Source organism: Kitasatospora sp. NPDC051853 (genome assembly GCF_044452665.1).
Taxonomy (GTDB): domain Bacteria; phylum Actinomycetota; class Actinomycetes; order Streptomycetales; family Streptomycetaceae; genus Kitasatospora.
On sequence record NZ_JBITBY010000003.1, the window covers coordinates 291,376 to 308,688 of the forward strand.

At 74.0% G+C, this 17,313-nt stretch carries 13 protein-coding genes and 1 tRNA gene; 8 read left to right on the top strand and 6 right to left on the bottom strand.

The annotated features are described in order from the left end of the window. Positions 1-45: 45 nt before the first annotated feature. Genes ACIA8O_RS10315 through ACIA8O_RS10325 form a run of 3 tightly spaced genes read right to left on the bottom strand, consistent with a single transcriptional unit; the run spans position 46 to position 2,898 of the window. A complete protein-coding gene (locus ACIA8O_RS10315) occupies positions 46-1,455 on the bottom strand; it encodes a PP2C family protein-serine/threonine phosphatase (protein WP_396293215.1) in 1,410 nt (469 codons plus the stop codon). 50 nt (positions 1,456-1,505) lie between these two features. After that, complete coding sequence (locus ACIA8O_RS10320; RefSeq protein WP_396293216.1) at positions 1,506-2,021, bottom strand: FHA domain-containing protein; 516 nt, start codon at positions 2,019-2,021, stop codon at positions 1,506-1,508. A gap of 10 nt (positions 2,022-2,031) precedes the next feature. Next, positions 2,032-2,898: an FhaA domain-containing protein gene (locus tag ACIA8O_RS10325; protein WP_396293217.1), complete on the bottom strand. Its 867-nt coding sequence runs from the start codon at positions 2,896-2,898 to the stop codon at positions 2,032-2,034. A gap of 377 nt (positions 2,899-3,275) precedes the next feature. Between ACIA8O_RS10325 and ACIA8O_RS10330 the strand changes: the two genes are divergently transcribed. Continuing rightward, a tRNA-Leu gene (locus ACIA8O_RS10330) sits at positions 3,276-3,359 on the top strand. Positions 3,360-3,451: 92 nt separating this feature from the next. Here ACIA8O_RS10330 and ACIA8O_RS10335 read toward each other — a convergent pair. Next, on the bottom strand, positions 3,452-4,621 hold the full coding sequence (locus ACIA8O_RS10335) for a sensor histidine kinase (RefSeq protein WP_396293218.1): 1,170 nt from the start codon (positions 4,619-4,621) through the stop codon (positions 3,452-3,454). Beyond that, positions 4,618-5,289 carry a response regulator gene (locus ACIA8O_RS10340; RefSeq protein WP_396293219.1) on the bottom strand — a complete coding sequence of 224 codons (672 nt, stop codon included), beginning with the start codon at positions 5,287-5,289 and terminating at the stop codon, positions 4,618-4,620. Before ACIA8O_RS10340 ends, ACIA8O_RS10335 begins: the two co-directional genes overlap by 4 nt. Positions 5,290-5,608: 319 nt before the next feature. Here ACIA8O_RS10340 and ACIA8O_RS10345 point away from each other — a divergent pair, with 319 nt between their 5' ends. Together ACIA8O_RS10345 and ACIA8O_RS10350 are read left to right on the top strand one after the other, a co-directional pair. Then, on the top strand, positions 5,609-7,396 hold the full coding sequence (locus ACIA8O_RS10345) for a phosphatidylglycerol lysyltransferase domain-containing protein (protein WP_396293593.1): 1,788 nt from the start codon (positions 5,609-5,611) through the stop codon (positions 7,394-7,396). Positions 7,397-7,631: 235 nt separating this feature from the next. Next, on the top strand, positions 7,632-8,387 hold the full coding sequence (locus tag ACIA8O_RS10350; protein ID WP_396293220.1) for a hypothetical protein: 756 nt from the start codon (positions 7,632-7,634) through the stop codon (positions 8,385-8,387). Positions 8,388-8,542: 155 nt separating this feature from the next. Here ACIA8O_RS10350 and ACIA8O_RS10355 read toward each other — a convergent pair whose 3' ends face one another. Next, positions 8,543-11,314 carry a SpoIIE family protein phosphatase gene (locus ACIA8O_RS10355; protein WP_396293221.1) on the bottom strand — a complete coding sequence of 924 codons (2,772 nt, stop codon included), beginning with the start codon at positions 11,312-11,314 and terminating at the stop codon, positions 8,543-8,545. A gap of 214 nt (positions 11,315-11,528) precedes the next feature. Here ACIA8O_RS10355 and ACIA8O_RS10360 point away from each other — a divergent pair, with 214 nt between their 5' ends. The 5 genes from ACIA8O_RS10360 (at position 11,529) to ACIA8O_RS10380 (ending at position 17,311) form a co-directional block, all read left to right on the top strand. After that, positions 11,529-12,656, top strand: a complete 1,128-nt coding sequence (locus ACIA8O_RS10360) for a rhodanese-like domain-containing protein (protein ID WP_396293222.1) — start codon at positions 11,529-11,531, stop codon at positions 12,654-12,656. Between the two features lie 81 nt (positions 12,657-12,737). Further along, positions 12,738-13,364 carry a DUF5819 family protein gene (locus ACIA8O_RS10365; protein WP_396293223.1) on the top strand — a complete coding sequence of 209 codons (627 nt, stop codon included), beginning with the start codon at positions 12,738-12,740 and terminating at the stop codon, positions 13,362-13,364. Next, positions 13,361-14,506 (top strand): HTTM domain-containing protein, encoded by a 1,146-nt coding sequence (locus tag ACIA8O_RS10370; RefSeq protein WP_396293224.1) that lies wholly within the window; start codon positions 13,361-13,363, stop codon positions 14,504-14,506. The genes ACIA8O_RS10365 and ACIA8O_RS10370 overlap by 4 nt, the downstream gene beginning before the upstream one ends. Before the next feature lie 10 nt (positions 14,507-14,516). Continuing rightward, positions 14,517-16,643, top strand: coding sequence for an FUSC family protein (locus ACIA8O_RS10375; RefSeq protein WP_396293225.1), 2,127 nt, complete (start codon positions 14,517-14,519; stop codon positions 16,641-16,643). Continuing rightward, positions 16,640-17,311 carry a TrmH family RNA methyltransferase gene (locus ACIA8O_RS10380; RefSeq protein WP_396293226.1) on the top strand — a complete coding sequence of 224 codons (672 nt, stop codon included), beginning with the start codon at positions 16,640-16,642 and terminating at the stop codon, positions 17,309-17,311. The genes ACIA8O_RS10375 and ACIA8O_RS10380 overlap by 4 nt, the downstream gene beginning before the upstream one ends. Positions 17,312-17,313: the final 2 nt, after the last annotated feature.

Below are 17,313 nucleotides of genomic sequence, written 5' to 3' on the forward strand. Positions count from 1 at the left end.
GGGCCGGTGTCGCTGCGGTCATCAGGGTCGCGGTGGCGGGTGCCACTACGGGGTCGGGCAGGAGGCGGCCAGCTTCTGCTCCTGCTCGGTCAGGGCCGGGGCGGTGCCGGCCGGGGTGGCGGCGACCTTCTTGCAGACCTCCGCCTGGGCACCCAGCTTCTTCACCTGCTCCTCGGCGTCCGCCAGGCTGCTGGCCTGGATGGTCTTGGAGACCTGGGTCTGCTGGTACGGCGGCAGGAACTTCAGCTCCACCTCGGTGTGCGCCTGGTAGACCTTCGACAGGTCCAGCCCGGCCAGGTTCTGGTTGATGCCCCGGTAGACCGCCACGGAGTCGCCGGAGGCGCCCACGTAGTACTGGCCCTGGGTCCAGCGCCAGCCCGCGTAGCCGCCGGCCCCGAGCAGGCCGAGGACCACCAGCAGGGTGAGGGTCAGCTTGAACCAGCCGAACTTCTTCTTCCGGCGGCGCGAGGGCGGGGGCGCCTGCTCCTCGTCCTCCTCGTAGCCGCCGTGCGCGGTCGCGCCGTCGCCCGCCCCGTAGCCCTCGGCCGGGCCGAAGCCGGGCTGCTGGCCGTAGCCGCTGGCCGGACCGAACGCGCCCTGCGGGCGGCCCAGCCCGGCGGCCCGGCCGGCCGCGGTGTTCGGGAGGGCGTGGTCGGTGGCGGGCGGGGCGTCGGCCACCGCGCCGACCACCACGGGGACGTCGGCGTAGCCGGCGCTGTGCGGGTCGGTGGCGCCGACGTCGATGACGTCCGCGACCACGCAGGTGATGTTGTCCGGGCCGCCGCCGCGCAGCGCCAGCTGGATCAGCTCCTGGACGGTCTGCTCGGGGGAGTAGAAGCTCCCGAGCGTCTCCTCCAGGGTCTGGTGGCTGACCGGGCCGGACAGGCCGTCGGAACAGATCAGGTAGCGGTCGCCGGCCCGGACCTCGCGGATCGACAGGTCGGGCTCGACCTGGCCGCGGCCGTCCAGCGCCCGCATCAGCAGCGAGCGCTGCGGGTGGGTCTCGGCCTCCTCGGGCGTGATCCGGCCCTCGTCCACCAGCCGCTGCACCCAGGTGTGGTCCTGGGTGATCTGGGCCAGCGAACCGTCCCGGAGCAGGTAGGCCCGGGAGTCGCCGATGTGCACCAGGCCCATCCGCTGCCCGGTCCAGAGCATCGCGGTGAGCGTGCAGCCCATGCCCTCGAGGTGCGGGTCGTCCTCGACCATCTGCCGCAGGCGCTCGTTGGCGCCCTGCACGGCGTCGTTCAGCAGGGTGAGCAGGTCGGCGCCGGGCACGTCCTCGTCCAGGCGGACGATGGAGCCCAGCACCTCGGAGGAGGCAACCTCACCGGCGGCGGCGCCGCCCATGCCGTCGGCGACCGCGAGCAGCCGCGGACCGGCGTAGCCGGAGTCCTCGTTCCCCTCCCGGATCAGTCCCTTGTGCGATCCGGCGGCGAAGCGCAGCACGAGAGTCATGCGGTCCGAGCCCTCCTTCGGGTGGACGGTGTGCTGTCCCTCATGCGCCGCTACTTCCGCAGTTCGATGACGGTCCTGCCGATACGGATCGGCATTCCCGGCTGGAGCGGAGTGGGCGCGGTGAGCCGCTGCCGGTCCAGATAGGTGCCGTTGGTGGAGCCTAGATCCTCCACCGTCCACTGCCCAGTCTGATCGGGGTAGATCCTGGCATGCCGGGACGAGGCGTAGTCGTCGTCCAGCACGATCGTGGAGTCGTGGGCCCGGCCGAGCGTGATGGTCTGCCCCTGCAGCGCCACCGTGGTGCCGGCCAGCGAGCCCTGCACGACGACGAGCTGGCTCGGAGCGCCACGGCGGCGGCCGGGGCCGGGGGCGGCCTGCGGAGGCGGGGCCTGGTGCCCGCCGCCCGCCGGGGCGGCGGCCGGCGTGGCCGGGCGCCGCGCGGCGGTGCGCTGGTTCACCTTGGTGCCGAACAGGTCACTGCGGATCACCTGGACGGCGACGATGACGAACAGCCACAGCACGGCGAGGAAACCCAGCCGCATGACCGTCAGGGTCAGTTCTGACATGACCGGGCGATCACCCTTCGACCTGTCGGTAGACGATGGTGGTGCTGCCCAGGACGATCCTGGAGCCGTCGCGGAGCGTAGCGCGCTGGGTGTGCTGTCCGTCCACCACGATGCCGTTGGTGGATCCCAGGTCGAGCACCATGGCCGGGGTCCCGGGCCTGATCTCGGCGTGCTTGCGGGAGACCCCGGGGTCGTCGATCCGGATGTCGGCCTCGGTCGAGCGGCCGAGCACGCAGGCGTTCCCGGTGATCTGGTGCCGCTGCCCGTTCACCTCGATCCAGCGCCGGGTGGCCGGGCCGCCGTGGCCCGCGCCCGGGAACGGACGGACGTTGCCGCCGCCCGCCTGCGGGGGTGTCGGGGGCATCGAGGGGGGTGCGGCCGGAGGGGGCGGCGCCCCGTACGGGGCCGCGCTCTGCTGCTGCCACGGTGCGCCGGGGGCCGGCGTGGTGGGCTGGCGGCCGTAGCCCTGCTGGGGCTGCGGCGGCGCGGCCGGCGGGGGCTGCTCGGAGGCCAGCGTGCGGCTGCGCACCCGGTAGAGCCCGGTGTCCAGGTCGTCGGCCTTCTCCAGGCTCACCTGGAGCGGGCCCATGAAGCTGTACCGCTGCGCCTCGGCGTACTCCTGCACCATCCCGGCCAGCTCGTTGCCCAGCTGCCCGGCGTACGGGCTGAGCCGCTCGTGGTCGTGCGGGGAGAGCTCGACGATGAAGTCGTTCGGCACCACGGTGCGGTCGCGGTTCCAGATGGTCGCGTTGTTGTCGCACTCCCGCTGGAGCGCTCCGGCGATCTCCACCGGCTGCACCTCGGACTTGAACACCTTGGCGAAGGTGCCGTTCACGAGACCCTCGAGCCGCTGCTCGAACTTCTTCAGTACTCCCACCGTGGGGCACCCCCTTCCAAGGGCGTTCGGTCCGGCCGCCCGTGGGCGCGATAGCGGTACTTCCGTACTGATCGTATCCACGCCGCGGCCGTCCCCACGGTTCCCCCGGCGCGGCGGGGCGCAAGCCAGGGCTACCCGCCGGGGGCCCGGCTCATCCCTCGATCACCCGTTCGCCTGCACCCGACCGCCCCCGACCGGCGGCTCTCCGCAGGGCCGCACCCTCCCGGTTGCGAGGTGCCCGGGGAAGGGATTCGTAGGTTCCGGCCGAGGCGTGCTAATGTTTCTCATGTCGGAAGGGGCGCCCGAGAGGGAGCCGGACGGAAGACCAACGAGGCCAAGGCCGAGGGGGTCGGAAGGACCAGAAGACAAACACCCTTGCGCGGGTGGCGGAATAGGCAGACGCGCTGGATTCAGGTTCCAGTGCCCGAAAGGGCGTGGGGGTTCAACTCCCCCCTCGCGCACAGCGAAGCCCCGCAGATCCTCAGGATCTGCGGGGCTTTCTCGTTCTCCGGTGTACCCGGGCGGGCCCGGAGGCCGGCCCGTGTGACGGGGCTCACTCCCCCGCGACCGGTAGCTCCGCCCGGACCACGAAGCCGCCCTCGGGCGTGGGCCCGGCGGTCAGCGTGCCGCCCAGGCGCTCGGCCCGCTCGCGCAGGCCGACCAGGCCGTGGCCGCCGCCGGGCAGGGTCTCGGAGGGTTCCGGGTGCCGGCCGGGCGGGCCGTTGCGGACCTCGACCAGCAGCCGGCTGCCGCAGGTGAGCAGCCGCACCTCGACCGCGGCCTCCGGTGCGTGCTTGGTGATGTTGGTGAGCGCCTCCTGCACGGTGCGGAAGGCGGCCCGCTCCACCGACTCCGGCCACGGCCGGTCCCCCGCCGCCAGCTCGCTGCTGACGGGCAGTCCGCTGTCCTCGATCAGCCGGGGCAGGTCGGCCAGCCGGGGCTGGGGGGAGAGCGGTTCGGCCGGGCGGTCCCCGCTCGGGGACTGGGCGGCGGCCCGCAGCACGCCGACCATCTGGCGCAGCTCGTCCAGGGTGCGCACCGAGAGCTCCCGGATGGTCCGGGCGGTGGCCCGGGCGGCCGGGTCGGTGGCGGAGACCTGGAGAGCGCCGGCCTGGATCGAGATCAGGCTGACCTGGTGCGAGACCACGTCGTGCATCTCCCGGGCCAGCCGGGCCCGCTCGGTGGAGAGCACCCGCTCGGCCAGCAGCCGGTGCTCGCGCTGCCGGCCCTCCGTCAGCTCGGCCAGCCGGACGGCCAGTTCCTTCCGGGTGCGGGCCAGCATGCCGAGCGCGGCGGGGCCGGCCCCGAGCATCACGCACTGGATGGCGTAGAGCGCGTTGTCCCGGTCCAGGGCCAGCGGGTGGTCGGACAGCGGCCAGTGGAAGAACTCCACCAGGGAGAAGACGGCGGCGCTGACCACGGGGGCGCGCAGGCCGGGCCGGTACGCGGCGACCGAGTAGACCGCGATCACCGGGGCGATCCAGATGTAGTTGACGAAGGTGCCGGGCAGCACCAGCAGCAGGGTGAGCACCGGGTACCGGCGGCGCAGCAGGAGGGCCGCGGTGGAGAGGCCGGACAGCACCAGCTCCCACCAGGAGGAGTCCCTGGCCACCAGGGCGGCGTCCACCGCGGCCGCCAGCACCGGGAGCAGCAGCATCAGCCAGGGCGCGGTGGTCCAGGGGGCGCAGAGCCAGGCCGGGCGGGCCCGGCCGGGGGTGGTCACGCCTCCGGCCGGGGCGGGGTGCGGACCAGGCCGGCCCGGTTGGCCACCACGGCGGCCTGCACCCGGTTGGCGGCGCCGAGCTTCCCGAGGATGGCGCTGATGTGGTCCTTGACGGTGCCGGTGCCGAGGAAGAGCCGGTCGGCGATCTCGGCGTTGGACAGGCCCTCGCCGAGCAGTGCCAGCACGTCCAGCTCACGGCCGGTCAGGCCGCGGGTGAGCGCGGACGCCTCGGCGTCCGGGCCGCCGCCCTCGACGTAGCCGCTGATCACCGTGCGGGTGACGGTCGGGGAGAGCACGCTGCCGCCGGCCGCCAACACCCGGACGGCGTGCACCAGTTGCTCGGGGGCGGTGTCCTTGAGCAGGAAGCCGGCCGCCCCGGCCCGCAGCGCGGTGCCGATGTACTCGTCGGTGTCGAAGGTGGTCAGCATCGCCACCGCCGGGGGGTAGGGCAGGGCGCGCAGCCTGCGGAGCACCGAGATGCCGTCCAGGTCGGGCATCCGGATGTCCAGCAGCACCACGTGCGGCCGCAGCGCCGTCACCCGGTCCTCGGCCTGGGCGCCGGAGCAGTCGCCGACCACCTCCAGGTCGGGGGCGGAACCGACGATCAGGCCGAGGCCGGAGCGGACCAGGATCTCGTCGTCCACGATCAGTACGCGGATGGCCGTCATGGCCGTGCCTCCTCGCGCGCGCGGGTAAGAGGGTGTGGGAGCGCGTGCGTTTCGAGCCTAGGGGCAGGCCGGGGCGGCCGTGCCGTCGGTCGGGGGGAGAGCACCCCCGCCGTTCGGGGGGGTTGCGAATCCGCTACCGGGTTCACGTTTTTCTCATCCACGGTGAGCAACCATGGTCTGCGGGGACAGGCCCTGGCCGTCGGCCCGTGTGCGTGCGGATGCGCCCCGTCACCTGATCGTTTGGAATTGAGCTGTGTCCTCCACCGTGAAGCCGGAGCCCGCGACCACCCCAGCCGAGCACACCGGCGTCGCCGGGAGGGTGCTGGCCCGCTGGCGTCCCCGGGCCGCCGCGTTCACCGTCTGGTACCTGCGCCTGCTGGCGCTGCTGAACCTGGTCGCGGTGCTCGCGGTCCCGTTCAAGGACCAGGTGCGGACCCACAACGAGGGCGAGTTCTTCACCCCGTACCTGATGACGGCCGGCCTCACCTCGGTGGTGCTCTCGCTGCTGCTGGCGGTGGCGATGCGGCGGCGCAAGCGGGCCGCGTGGATCTTCAACACGGTGCTGTCGGGGGTCTTCTTCGCGGCCTACGTGCTGCTGCTGGTGGTCTCGCCGGACGGCCTGCAGTTCAACCGCCACCCCTTCAACTACTTCTCCACCGTGCTGACCGGGCTGTTCTTCCTCGCCCTGCTGCTCGGCCGGCGGGAGTTCACCTCCAAGGGCGACCGCTCCAACCCGAAGTCGGCGGTGGCGGCCTTCGTCGGCGGCCTGCTGGTCGGCGGCGGGATCGGCGCGCTGCTGGTCGGCTGGACCAACGAGATCTCCGGGTCCGACTTCGGCGACCGCTTCCGGTACTCGATCGCGCGGATGATCACGGTCGAGCCCTCCGCCCACATGGAGCGGGTGATCTCGGCCCCCACCTGGGTGAACGGCACCATCAACGCGATGGGCGCGGTGCTCTTCCTGCTGGTGGTCTACGTCGCCTTCCGCTCGCCGCGCGGCCAGGAACTGCAGACCCCGGAGGACGAGGCGAAGCTGCGCGCGCTGCTGGAGAAGCAGGGCGAGCGCGACTCGCTGGGCTACTTCGCGCTCCGCCGGGACAAGGCGGTGATCTTCTCGCCGAGCGGCAAGGCGGCCGTCACCTACCGCGTGGTGGGCGGCGTCTCGCTGGCCTCCGGCGACCCGATCGGCGACCCGGAGGCCTGGCCGGGCGCGATCGAGTGCTGGCTGGCCGAGGCCCGCGAGCACGCCTGGGCCCCCGCGGTGATGGGCGCCTCCGAGGAGGCCGGGGTGATCTACGCCCGGCACGGGCTGGACGCGCTGGAGCTGGGTGACGAGGCGATCGTCGAGCTGGACGAGTTCTCGCTGGACGGCCGGGCGATGCGGGTGGTCCGCCAGGCGTACAACCGGGTCAAGCGGGCCGGGTACACCGTGCGGATCCGCCGGCACGAGGAGATCCCCGAGGCCGAGATGGCCGAGCTGGTGGAGAAGGCGGACCACTGGCGGGACGGCGCCACCGAGCGCGGCTTCTCGATGGCGCTGGGCCGCCTGGGCGATCCGGGCGACGGCCGCTGCGTGATGCTGGAGTGCCACGACGCCGAGGGCGAGCTGCAGGCACTGCTGAGCTTCGTGCCCTGGGGGGCGAACGGGCTCTCGCTGGACCTGATGCGCCGGGCCCGGGACACCGAGAACGGCCTGATGGAGTTCATGGTGATCGAACTGCTCCAGCAGGCGAAGACCGTCGACCTCCAGCGGGTGTCGCTGAACTTCGCAATGTTCCGTTCCGTTTTCGAGCGCGGTTCCAAGCTCGGCGCCGGGCCGGTGCTCCGGCTCTGGCGTTCGGTGCTCGGCTTCTTCTCCCGTTGGTGGCAGATCGAGTCGCTCTACCGGGCGAATGCGAAGTACCGCCCGATCTGGGAACCGCGTTATCTGCTCTTCGAGAAGAGCGGCGAGATTCCCCGTATCGGCATCGCGAGTGCCCGGGCCGAGGGTTTCATCACCGCACCGAGCCTTCCCGCCCTGTTCCGCCGCCGGCACGCCCGGCCGGCCGTCGCCGCAGCCGGAGGCCCTGCCGCGCTGCCGACGCCGGAACGCGACGGGGAGCGGTAGCCCTCCGCCGGGGGGCGGAGGGAAGCCGTGTCGGGCCGCCGACCGGGGGATGGACGGGGGTCGATATCCGCCTGGAGGATGACCCCGATTCGGCTCGTGAGCTGATGCGATCCGTTTAGCGGATACCTACTGTGGATGTAGTTGGCCGCGAAAGTCTGGTGGTCGTCGGCAATGCGTTGCCGGCAATACGGAGTCGGCATTCCGTGTCGGCGTTGCGCAGTGAACGGGGACGTCAGTGAACGATCAGCGAACGGGGCCGCTGGGCCACGTGCGGCGGGCCGCCGCCGCGGAGTGGGGCCAGTTGTACTCCACCGTCCGCACCGAACTGGTCCGCAAGAAGTTCGCCGCCGTCCCGCTGGCCACCACCGCGACCCTGCTGGTCCTGATGTTCAGCATCGTCCAGCACCTGCCCGGTGGGGGGCGCTTCGTCACCCACGTCGGGGTGGTCAAGGCCGCGCTGCCGCTGGACGTCTCGCTGCTGCGCACCCCCCTCTCGCTGTACGTCCCCGCGCTGGACCTGCCGGTCTGGGGCGCGCTGGCGCAGGTCTTCCTGGTCTTCGGGATCGCCGAGCTGGTGCTCGGGCGGCGGCTGACCCTGGTGGTGGCCTACGCCTGCACGCTGGCCGGGACGCTGTTCGCCCGGATCGGGGTGGCGATCGGCCCGGACCACCTGTTCGGCTTCCCGCCCGAGGTGGCGCACGTCCGGGACACCGGGCCGTCGGCCGCCGTGGTGGGGCTGGCGATCGTGATCGCGTTCCGCTGCCGGGCCTGGTTCACCGGCGGGGTGGTGGCTGCGGTGATGGTCGGTGAGGCGATCGTGCTGCCGAACCTGGCGGGGCTGGAGCACGTGGCCGCGCTGGTCGCCGCGGTGCTGATCGCGGCCGCGATGGAGGTCTTCGGGGACTTCTGGCCGAGGGTGCTGGCCGGCGTCACGGCCGCCACCGCGGTGGCCACCGAGGCCCGCCGCCGCCGGGCGCCGGTCGCCCCGTAGGCGCGACGTTTAGTTGCAGCGGCCCAGGGGCGCGAGGAACTGCGCGCGGGGGAACGGCAGTACGGGCAACTGGCTGACGTGCCCCGATCTCACGCTGGGCCGCCTTCCGTACTCGCGCAGTTCCTCGCGCCCCCAGAAAGCATCACGTTGTCCCCCTAACCGCGGGGGAGGGCCATCTCGAACCAGACCACCTTGCCGACGGCCTTGCGGGCGGTGCCCCACTTCTCGGCCAGCTTGCTGACCAGGTTGAGCCCGCGCCCGTTCTCGTCCATCTCCTCGGAGGGCTCCAGCGAGGGCAGGTTGTGGTTGTCGTCGCTGACCTCGACCAGCAGCTTGTCCACTCGGATCAGCTGGAGCTGGACGTGGTCCCTGGCCACCCGGACCGCGTTCGTCACCAGCTCGCTGACCAGCAGCTCGACGGTGTCGGTGAGTCCTTCCAGCTGCCAGGCGGCCAGCTGCTCGCGGACCAGCCGACGGGCCCGGCGGACCTCGGCCTCGCCGACGGTGAGCTCCCAGGTGGCCACCTCGGTGGGGGCGACCCCGTCGAAGCGGGCCACCAGCAGGGCGATGTCGTCCTGGCGGTCCTCCGAGTGGAGCCGCTCCAGCACGACGTCGCAGGCCTCCTCGGGGGTCTGCTTGGGGTCGATCAGGTTCCCGCACAGGGCGGCCAGGCCAGCCCCTATGTCGCCGCCCCGGACCTCGACCAGGCCGTCGGTGCAGAGCACCAGCATCGAGCCGTCCGAGACGTCGATCCGCTTGGCCACGAAGGGCACCCCGCCGACCCCGATCGGGGCGCCGGCCGGGATCTCCAGCAGTTCGCCGGTGCCGTCCGGGTGCACCAGCACGGGCGGGACGTGGCCGGCGCTGGCCAGTTCGCAGGTGCGGTTGATCGGGTCGTAGACCGCGTAGAGGCAGGTGGCCAGGTGGTCGTCGCCGAGCTTGTGGGCCAGGTTGTCCAGGTGCCGCAGCAGCTGGCCGGGCGGCAGGTCGAGGGCGGCCAGGGTCTGCATCGCGGTGCGGAAGCGGCCCATCGCGGCGGCCGAGAGCAGGCCGTGGCCCATCACGTCGCCGACCACCAGGGCGACCCGGCTGCCGGGCAGCTGGATCGCGTCGAACCAGTCGCCGCCGACCTCGGCCTTCGGGTCGCCCGGCAGGTAGCGGTGGGCGATCTGGACGCCGGGGATCCGCGGCGGCCTGGTCGGGATCATCGAGCGCTGGAGCGTGGTGGCGGTCTTCTGCTCGGCCCGGTGGGCGCGGGCGTTGTCCAGTGAGAGGGCGGCCCGGGCGGCCAGTTCGCGCAGGGTGTCCGCGTCGCTGTGGTCGAAGGGTGCCCGGTCGGGCAGCCGGAGCAGCTTGAGGATGCCGAGCACGGTGCCGCGGGCGGAGAGCGGCAGCACCAGCATCGAACGGTCCATCACCACGGGCACCAGCTCGGGCCCGCCGAGCGAGGCCGCGTAGTCCACCGCCACGTCCGGGTTGATCACCGGGACCAGCACCGGGTGGTTCTCCTGGAGCGCCAGGCCGGGCGGGGTGGAGCGGGGCATCTGGAGCAGCGCGCCCTCCTCCAGTACGTGCTCCCACTCCCCCGCGGTGGCGTTGTACGCGCGGGCCACCCGGCGCAGCGTGGTGGTGTCGGAGGGCGGGGTGGACGGCAGCACCGAGTCGGAGATCAGGCCGTCCCGCAGGTCCACGCAGGCGAAGTCGGCGATCCTCGGGACCAGGACGTCGCACAGCTCGCGGGCGGTGGCGTCCAGGTCCAGGGTGGTGCCGACCCGGCTGCCGAACTCGCTCAACAGGGCCAGCTGCTCGCCGGCCTGACTGGTGGTCAGCACCTCCACGGCGGGGGAGGGCGCGGCGGGCTGGGCGGGCACCGGGCGGTGCCCGTTCTGCCGCGCGTCGGCGGCCTGGGGGTCGGTGCGGTCGGCGGCGGACTCGATGGCGGGGCCTCCCGGGGTCGGGCCGGTGGAGGGGGTGTCGGCCGCGGCGGTGGCGGCCCGGTTGCCGTTCGGTGCGGTGCCCTGGATCGGTACGGAAGGTGCGGAGGCTACGGGAGGTGCGGCGGGTGCGGCCGGGTCGCGGGGCTGCGGGAAGGTGCCGCCGGTCAGCACCTGGAGGCTGCCGACCGTGGGCCGCTGCGGTTCGGGCGGGCGGCGCAGCGCCCGGGGCCGCTCGGCCCGCTGCTGGGTGCTGCGCTGCTGCGGGGTGGGGTAGCGGCGGCCGAGGCCGGAGGCGGCCCGGGCGCCGGAGGGCTCGTACGGGAGGACCGGGAGCCGGGTGGTCGGGTCGACCCAGAGGGCGGGCAGCCCGGCGGTGGTGAGGGCGGTGAGCAGGCGGGCCCGGCGGGTCTCGGAGGAGTGCGGGGGCAGCAGGCCGGCCAGCGCGGCGGCGCCGGCGGGGCCGGCCGGGGTGAAGTCGGGGGTGGCGCGGTGCAGCCCGCCGACCGGCCCGGGGGCGGGGGCGAACGGCAGCTGCCGGGCGCCGAGCGCGATCCGGGGGCCGCCGGTGCGCAGCGGCCGGGCGTCGGCGGCCAGCACCAGCAGGCTGCGGCCGACCGGCTCGGTCAGCGGCCAGGCCCACCAGAGCACGTCCCGCAGCCGCTCCTCGCGGTCCAGTACGGGCATCGCCCCGGCCCACGGGGCGGGGCCGGTCTGGGTGAGGTCGTCGAGGGTGTCGAGTGCGTCGCAGCGGCGCGGCGGGGTGCCGGCGGGGCGGGGGAGGGCGGTCTCGGGGCGCGGCTCGACGGCGGGCAGCAGCCCGGAGGCGGTGCGGCCGTGGGCGACTTCGGCGCGGTGGCCGAACAGCTCCTCGGCGGCGCGGTTCCAGTGCGCGATCCGACCGTCGGGATCGACCAGGACGGCGGCCAGTCTCACCAGGGCGGCGACTGACGGCTGATCGGCCGACGGTGTGGAGTTGGGCTCGTGCACCATGGATGACGTCTGCTCCCGCCTGGCTGCCGCTCCTGTGTGGTCGTTCCCGCTGCACCTTCCAGCGAAGCACGGTGGGGGGCGGGACTGAAAGCGAATCGGGGAGATTCGTAAGTATCAGTTGCGTGTCACCTCACGCACGCCCCCTGTGCACCACCAGCCCCTCCCTTACCCGGTCGGTAGGCTGGCCAGTCGTCCGACCGGGTTGGAGGCTGCGGTGGAGTTGGAGGAGCGGGTCGCCGCTGCGGAGTTGGCGTGGCTGACGCTGGAGGTGGACGTCGAGACGCTGCGGGTGGAGATCGACAACTTCGCGCTGATCCACCATCAGCTGCTCGGCCCCCTGTACGCCCGGCTCGACGAGCTGGACGCCCTGGTCGCGGAGACCGTCGCGGCCCGCACCGGGCACCACGAGGACATCCGCCGGGCCGCCGAGGCCCGTCACCGGGTCTCCGAACTCCCGGACCTGGACGCCCTCTTCGACCAGCTGCCGCCGGAGGCCCCGGCCGCCGCGCCGGAGCAGCCGCGCAAGGTCCGCCCCGGCAAGGAGGCGCAGCGGCTCTACCGCGAGCTGGCCCGCCGGGCCCACCCCGACCTGACCACCGACCCGGCCGAGCAGCAGCGCCGGGCCGCCTTCATCGCCCGGGTCAACGAGGCCTACGCGCAGGGCGACGCCAGGGGCCTGGAGGACCTGGCCGAGGAGTGGTCCACCGCCCCCGAGTCGGCCCCCGCCCCGGGCACCCCGGAGCGCGAGGGCTGGCTGCTCCAGCGGCTGGACTGGCTGACCGTCAGGATCCGCAACCTCGCGGTCGAGCAGGTCCGGCTGGAGAACAGCTCGATGGGGGAGCTGCTCCGGCTGGCCCCGCAGGAGCCGGAGCGGCTGCTGGAGGAGCTGGCCGAGCAACTGCTCGGCCGGGCCGCCGACAAGCAGGCCGAACTGGACCGGCTGCTGTCCGAAGCCACCGCGGGCGCCGCGGCGGGGCAGAATGGCGGGGACCACCGACGCACCCAGGAGACCGAGATGTTCGCCCAGCTCCCCACCACCGATGCCGCCTCGGTGCCCGCCGACGCCCCGCTGCTCGACGTCCGCGAGCAGGACGAGTGGGACGCCGGGCACGTGGACGGCGCGCTGCACATCCCGATCGGCCAGGTGGTGGCCCGCCTGGACGAGCTGCCGGGGGAGAAGCTCTACGTGCTCTGCCGGGTCGGCGGCCGCTCCGCGCAGGTCGTCCAGTACCTGGTCCAGCAGGGCCGCGAGGCGGTCAACGTGGACGGCGGCATGTTCGCCTGGGAGGCGGCCGGCCGCCCGATGGTCAGCAGCGACGGCCGGGACGCCTTCGTCCTCTAGGACCCGGCAGGGCCTGTCCACGCAGGTGGGCGCTGCGGCAGGATGACCTCCGGCACACCGGTGCCGGAGGGAGCTGCTGCCGTGCGTACCTGGTCCACCCCGGCGGCCGCCGTGCTCGTGCTCGCGGGTGCGGCGCTGCTCGGCGGCACCGGCCTGTTCCTGGCCGTGCTGTTCCTGAACGCGGCGCCGCCGAACGCCCTCTCCGACCGGTACCGGTCGGAGCTGGACGCGGTGGTCTACCCGGAGTTCGAGCAGAACTGGAAGCTCTTCGCGCCCGACCCGCTCCAGCAGAACGTCGCGGTGGAGGCCCGGCTGCGCACCGTCGCGCCGGACGGCACCGAGTCCACCGGCGAGTGGCTCGGCCTGACGGCCCGTGACATCGAGGCGGTGCGGGGCAACCCGGCGCCCAGCCACGTCGACCAGAACCAGCTCCGCCGGGCCTGGGACTTCTACGACTCCGCCCACCCCGAGGACGGCACCGCCCCGGGCACCCGGGCCAAGCCCTCCGAGCTCTACCTGAAGCGCACCGTCCTGCAGCGGATCGGCCCGGCCCCGGAGGGCGAGCGGCCGTACGAGGTGCAGGTGCGGGTGGTGACCACCGTGCTGGCCCCGCCGCCGTGGAGCCGGGAGCAGGTGGACACCGCCCCGAAGTACCGCGAGCTGCCCTGGTGGCCGGTGGACGAGGACGACCTGCGGGGGCTCCGGTGACCTCGACCGACCTCACGCCCGCGGAGCTGACCGGGGGTCAGCAGCCCGCGCGGCCGCCCCGGGAGCGGCCCTGGCACCGTGCGGCGGAAGCTTTCTCCTCCCGCACCCTGGGCCGTCACCAGGCGGCCGTGGTGCGGATCGGCTTCGGCCTGGTCTGGGCCGCCTTCCTGCTCCGCGAGTGGCCCAACCGCCGGGTGCTGTACGGCGACCTCTCCCCCTGGTCGGACCGGCTGGCGGCCGGTCTGCTGGCGGAGAACGACGCCTTCTCGGTGCTGCCCTGGTTCCCGGGGCGGCTCTGGTTCGAGCTGGTCTACCACCTGGCGGTGGTGGCGGCGGTGCTCTTCGCGCTCGGCTGGCGGACCAGGGCGAGCGGTGCGGTGTACCTGGCCACCGTGGTCTCGCTGCAGAACCGGAACGTCTTCGTCGGCGACGGCGGGGACAACGTGATCCACCTGATCGCCGTCTACCTGGTGTTCACCCGCTGCGCCGAGGTCTGGTCGCTGGACGCCCGCCGCACCGCCCGGTCCGGCGGGCGACGGGGCGCGCCCTGGCTCTGGGTGCTGCTCGGGGTGCCGCTGCTGCTCGGGCCCGGTCCGTGGCCCTGGCCGCGGTGGCTGCTGCTCCTGCTCTGGCTGGTGGCCGCCTGCTGGTGGGCCCTCGGGCGGTACGCCCCGGAGGGGGAGCCGCGCGCCGTGCTGGACGCGCTGGCGAACATGGTCCACCACTGCGCCCTGCTGGTGATCGGCGCCCAGGTGGTCCTGGTGTACGCCACGGCCGGCTGGTACAAGGTGCAGGGCCCGCGCTGGCAGGACGGCACCGCCCTGCACTACCCGCTCCACCTGGACTACTTCACCCCCTGGCCGGCCCTCTCGGCGCTGGCCGGCGGCTCCCTGGTGCTGGTCTTCCTGCTCACCTACGGCACGGTGATCCTCCAGGTGGCCTTCCCCTTCACCCTGCTGAACCGCCGTCTGAAGAACGTCCTGCTGGTCCTGTTGGCGGCCGAGCACCTGGGGATCGCGGTCCTGCTCGGCCTGCCGTTCTTCTCCCTCACGATGATCGCGGCGGACGCGGTCTTCCTGCCCACCGCCGCGCTCCTGTGGTGCGAGCGGAGAATCCGCGGCCGGGGGACCACCCCGGTCTAAGCTGTGCCGTATGTCCTGGTTTGCGGCCCTGCGCGACAGCGTGCGCGCCGGGCTGACGGTGGACCGGAGCCTCAGCAGTCCCCGCCGGGCACTGCGCGGAGCGGTGGCGGCGGCCCTGGTGGTCCTCCCGACCCTGGCCCTGCTCGGGCCGGGCTCCGCCACCTCGGCCGCGATGGGCGCCTTCATCGCCGGGACGGCCACCTTCCAGCGCAGCTTCCGCCCCCGGGTCTCGCTGGCCGTGGCGGCCGGGATCGGACTGGGCGTCAGCACCTTCCTCGGCTACCTGGCGGTCGGCATCCCCGGGGCCTTCCCGGTGCTGCTGGCGCTCTGGGCCTTCGGCGCCGGGCTGGCCTGGTCGATCGGGCCGAGCGCCGGCGTGGTGGCCGCGACCACCGTCTCGGTGATGCTGGTGGTGGTCCAACTGCCCGTCAGCGTCCCCACCGCGCTGGGCCACGGGCTGCTCTGCGCGCTCGGCGGGGCGAGCCAGGCGCTGGTGGTGACGCTCTGGCCGATCGACTCCTGGCGGGCCCAGCGGGACGCACTGGCCGACGCGTACGCCGAACTCGCCCACTACGCCCGGCGGCTGCGCCAGGACCCGGTGGCCCACGTGGACCCGGCCCCGTTCATCACCGCCCGGCACGCCGCCACCCTGACGCCCTGGCAGGCCCGGCACCGCCCGCCCGAGCTGCGCGGACTGCGCGGCATCGCCGAGCGGATCCGCCCCACCCTGGCCGCGCTGGCCGACCCCAAGGTGGGGGCCGCCGCCGAGGGCCCGGAGCGGGACCGCGCGCTGGAGCTGCTGGCCGCCGCCGCCGAGACCATGGACGCGCTGGCCCGCGCGGTGCGCACCGGCGAGCCGTACCGCTCCCCCAAGTCCTCCCCCGCGCTCACCCTCACCGCCCGGGACCGCAGGACCGCCGACCCGGACCACCCGGTGCTCACCGGCGCGGCCGCCCGCTCCGCCCGGCGGCTCGGCTCGCTGCTGCGCAAGGCCGTGGACACCCTGGACCGCGAGGACAAGGAGACCGTCTCCAGCGCGGCGGCCGGGACCGGGCTGCGCCGCCCCTCGCTGTTCCGGCTGGCCCCCTCGGTGCTGCTCGCCGTCCGGCGCCAACTCCGCCCGCACTCCGCGGTGTTCCAGCACGCCGTGCGGCTCTCCGCCGTGGTCACCCTCTCCTACCTGGCCGCCGGGCTGCTCGACCTGCACCACGGCTACTGGGCCCCGCTGACCGCCGCCATGGTGATGCGGCCGGACTTCGCCCAGACCTACAGCCGGGGCGTGGCCCGGCTGGCCGGGACGGTGGTCGGGGTGGCGGTCTCCACCGCCGTGGTGCAGCTCTTCCACCCCGGGCAGTGGCTCTCCGCGCTGCTCGCGGTCGGCTTCATGGGCGGCGCCTACCTGACGCTCCGTACGGGCTACGCGGTGATGACCGCCTGCGTCTCCTCCTACGTGGTCTTCCTGCTCGGCCTCCAGCCGGGCGACCCGGTGCGCACCGCCACCGACCGGATCCTGCTCACCCTGATCGGCGGCACCATCGCGCTGCTCGCCTACGCGCTCTTCCCCACCTGGCAGACCGCCCGGCTGGCGGAGCGGCTGGCCGAGTGGCTGGCGGCGGCCGGACGCTACGGGGCCTCGGTGTTCACCGTCTTCGGCGAGCCGGCCCGGGGCGGCGAGGCGGTGCGCAGCGCGCTGCTGGACTCCCGGGAGGCCCGTTCCGAACTGCTCCAGGCGATCGACCGGGCCGACGCCGAGCCCGTCCGCCACGAGGGCCAGCTCCCCGAGTTGACCCGCAAGCAGATCGACCGCGCCTGGGCCGCGGTCGGCATGCTGGGCCGCGCCACCGTCCTGATGGAGGCTCACCTGCCGCCCGCCGACGCCGATCCGGTGCCCGGCGCGGCCGGGTTCGCCGAGGAGCTGCGGGACGCCACCGCCATCGCGGCCGGTGCCCTGCTGGTCGGCGACCCGGTGGAGTTCGCCGCCCTGCGGGCCCTGCACCGCCGCTGGGACGCCGAGCTCGCGGCGCTGCCGCCCGCCGACCGGATCGAGGTGGCCCGGGCCGGCAGCCGGATGGTGCTCGCCGCCCTGACCGACCTGGAGAAGGCCACCAGGGCCCGGCGCGTACCCTCGGGGGCGTGAGCAGCACGGGTAGCCCGCACACGGGCGAGCAGTACGACGACGCCTTCACCGCCTCCGACGACCGGGAGATCGGCGTCGGCCCGCACCCCGGGCCGTGGCCCGTCGGCCCCGAGTACGACCCCGAGCTGCTCGCCCACGGCGACCGGCGCAACGTCACCGACCGGTACCGGTACTGGACCCGGGAGGCGATCGTCGCCGACCTGGACACCCGGCGGCACGGCTTCCACGTCGCGGTGGAGAACTGGCAGCACGACTTCAACATCGGCTCGGTGGTCCGCACCGCCAACGCCTTCCTGGCCGGTGAGGTCCACATCGTCGGCCGCCGCCGCTGGAACCGCCGCGGTGCCATGGTCACCGACCGGTACCAGCACGTCCGCCACCACGACTCGGTGGCCACCCTGGCCGCCTACGCCGCCGAGCAGGGCCTGGCCGTGATCGGCATCGACAACCTGCCGGGCGCCGTCCCGATCGAGACCTTCGAGATGCCCGAGCGGTGCGTCCTGCTGTTCGGCCAGGAGGGACCGGGCCTGACCCCCGAGGCGTGGGAGCACGCGGCGGCGGTCTGCTCGATCGCCCAGTACGGCTCCACCCGCTCGATCAACGCGGGCGCCGCCGCCGCGATCGCCATGCACACCTGGATCCGCCGGCACGCGGCCCCGGGGGTCTGACC

Coding starts and splice junctions, on each gene's coding strand:
- ACIA8O_RS10340 (WP_396293219.1), bottom strand. CDS start 5,289: ATGACGGCCATCCGCGTACTGATCGTGGACGACGAGATCCTGGTCCGC.
- ACIA8O_RS10375 (WP_396293225.1), top strand. CDS start 14,517: ATGTCCTGGTTTGCGGCCCTGCGCGACAGCGTGCGCGCCGGGCTGACG.
- ACIA8O_RS10355 (WP_396293221.1), bottom strand. CDS start 11,314: ATGGTGCACGAGCCCAACTCCACACCGTCGGCCGATCAGCCGTCAGTC.
- ACIA8O_RS10320 (WP_396293216.1), bottom strand. CDS start 2,021: ATGTCAGAACTGACCCTGACGGTCATGCGGCTGGGTTTCCTCGCCGTG.
- ACIA8O_RS10315 (WP_396293215.1), bottom strand. CDS start 1,455: ATGACTCTCGTGCTGCGCTTCGCCGCCGGATCGCACAAGGGACTGATC.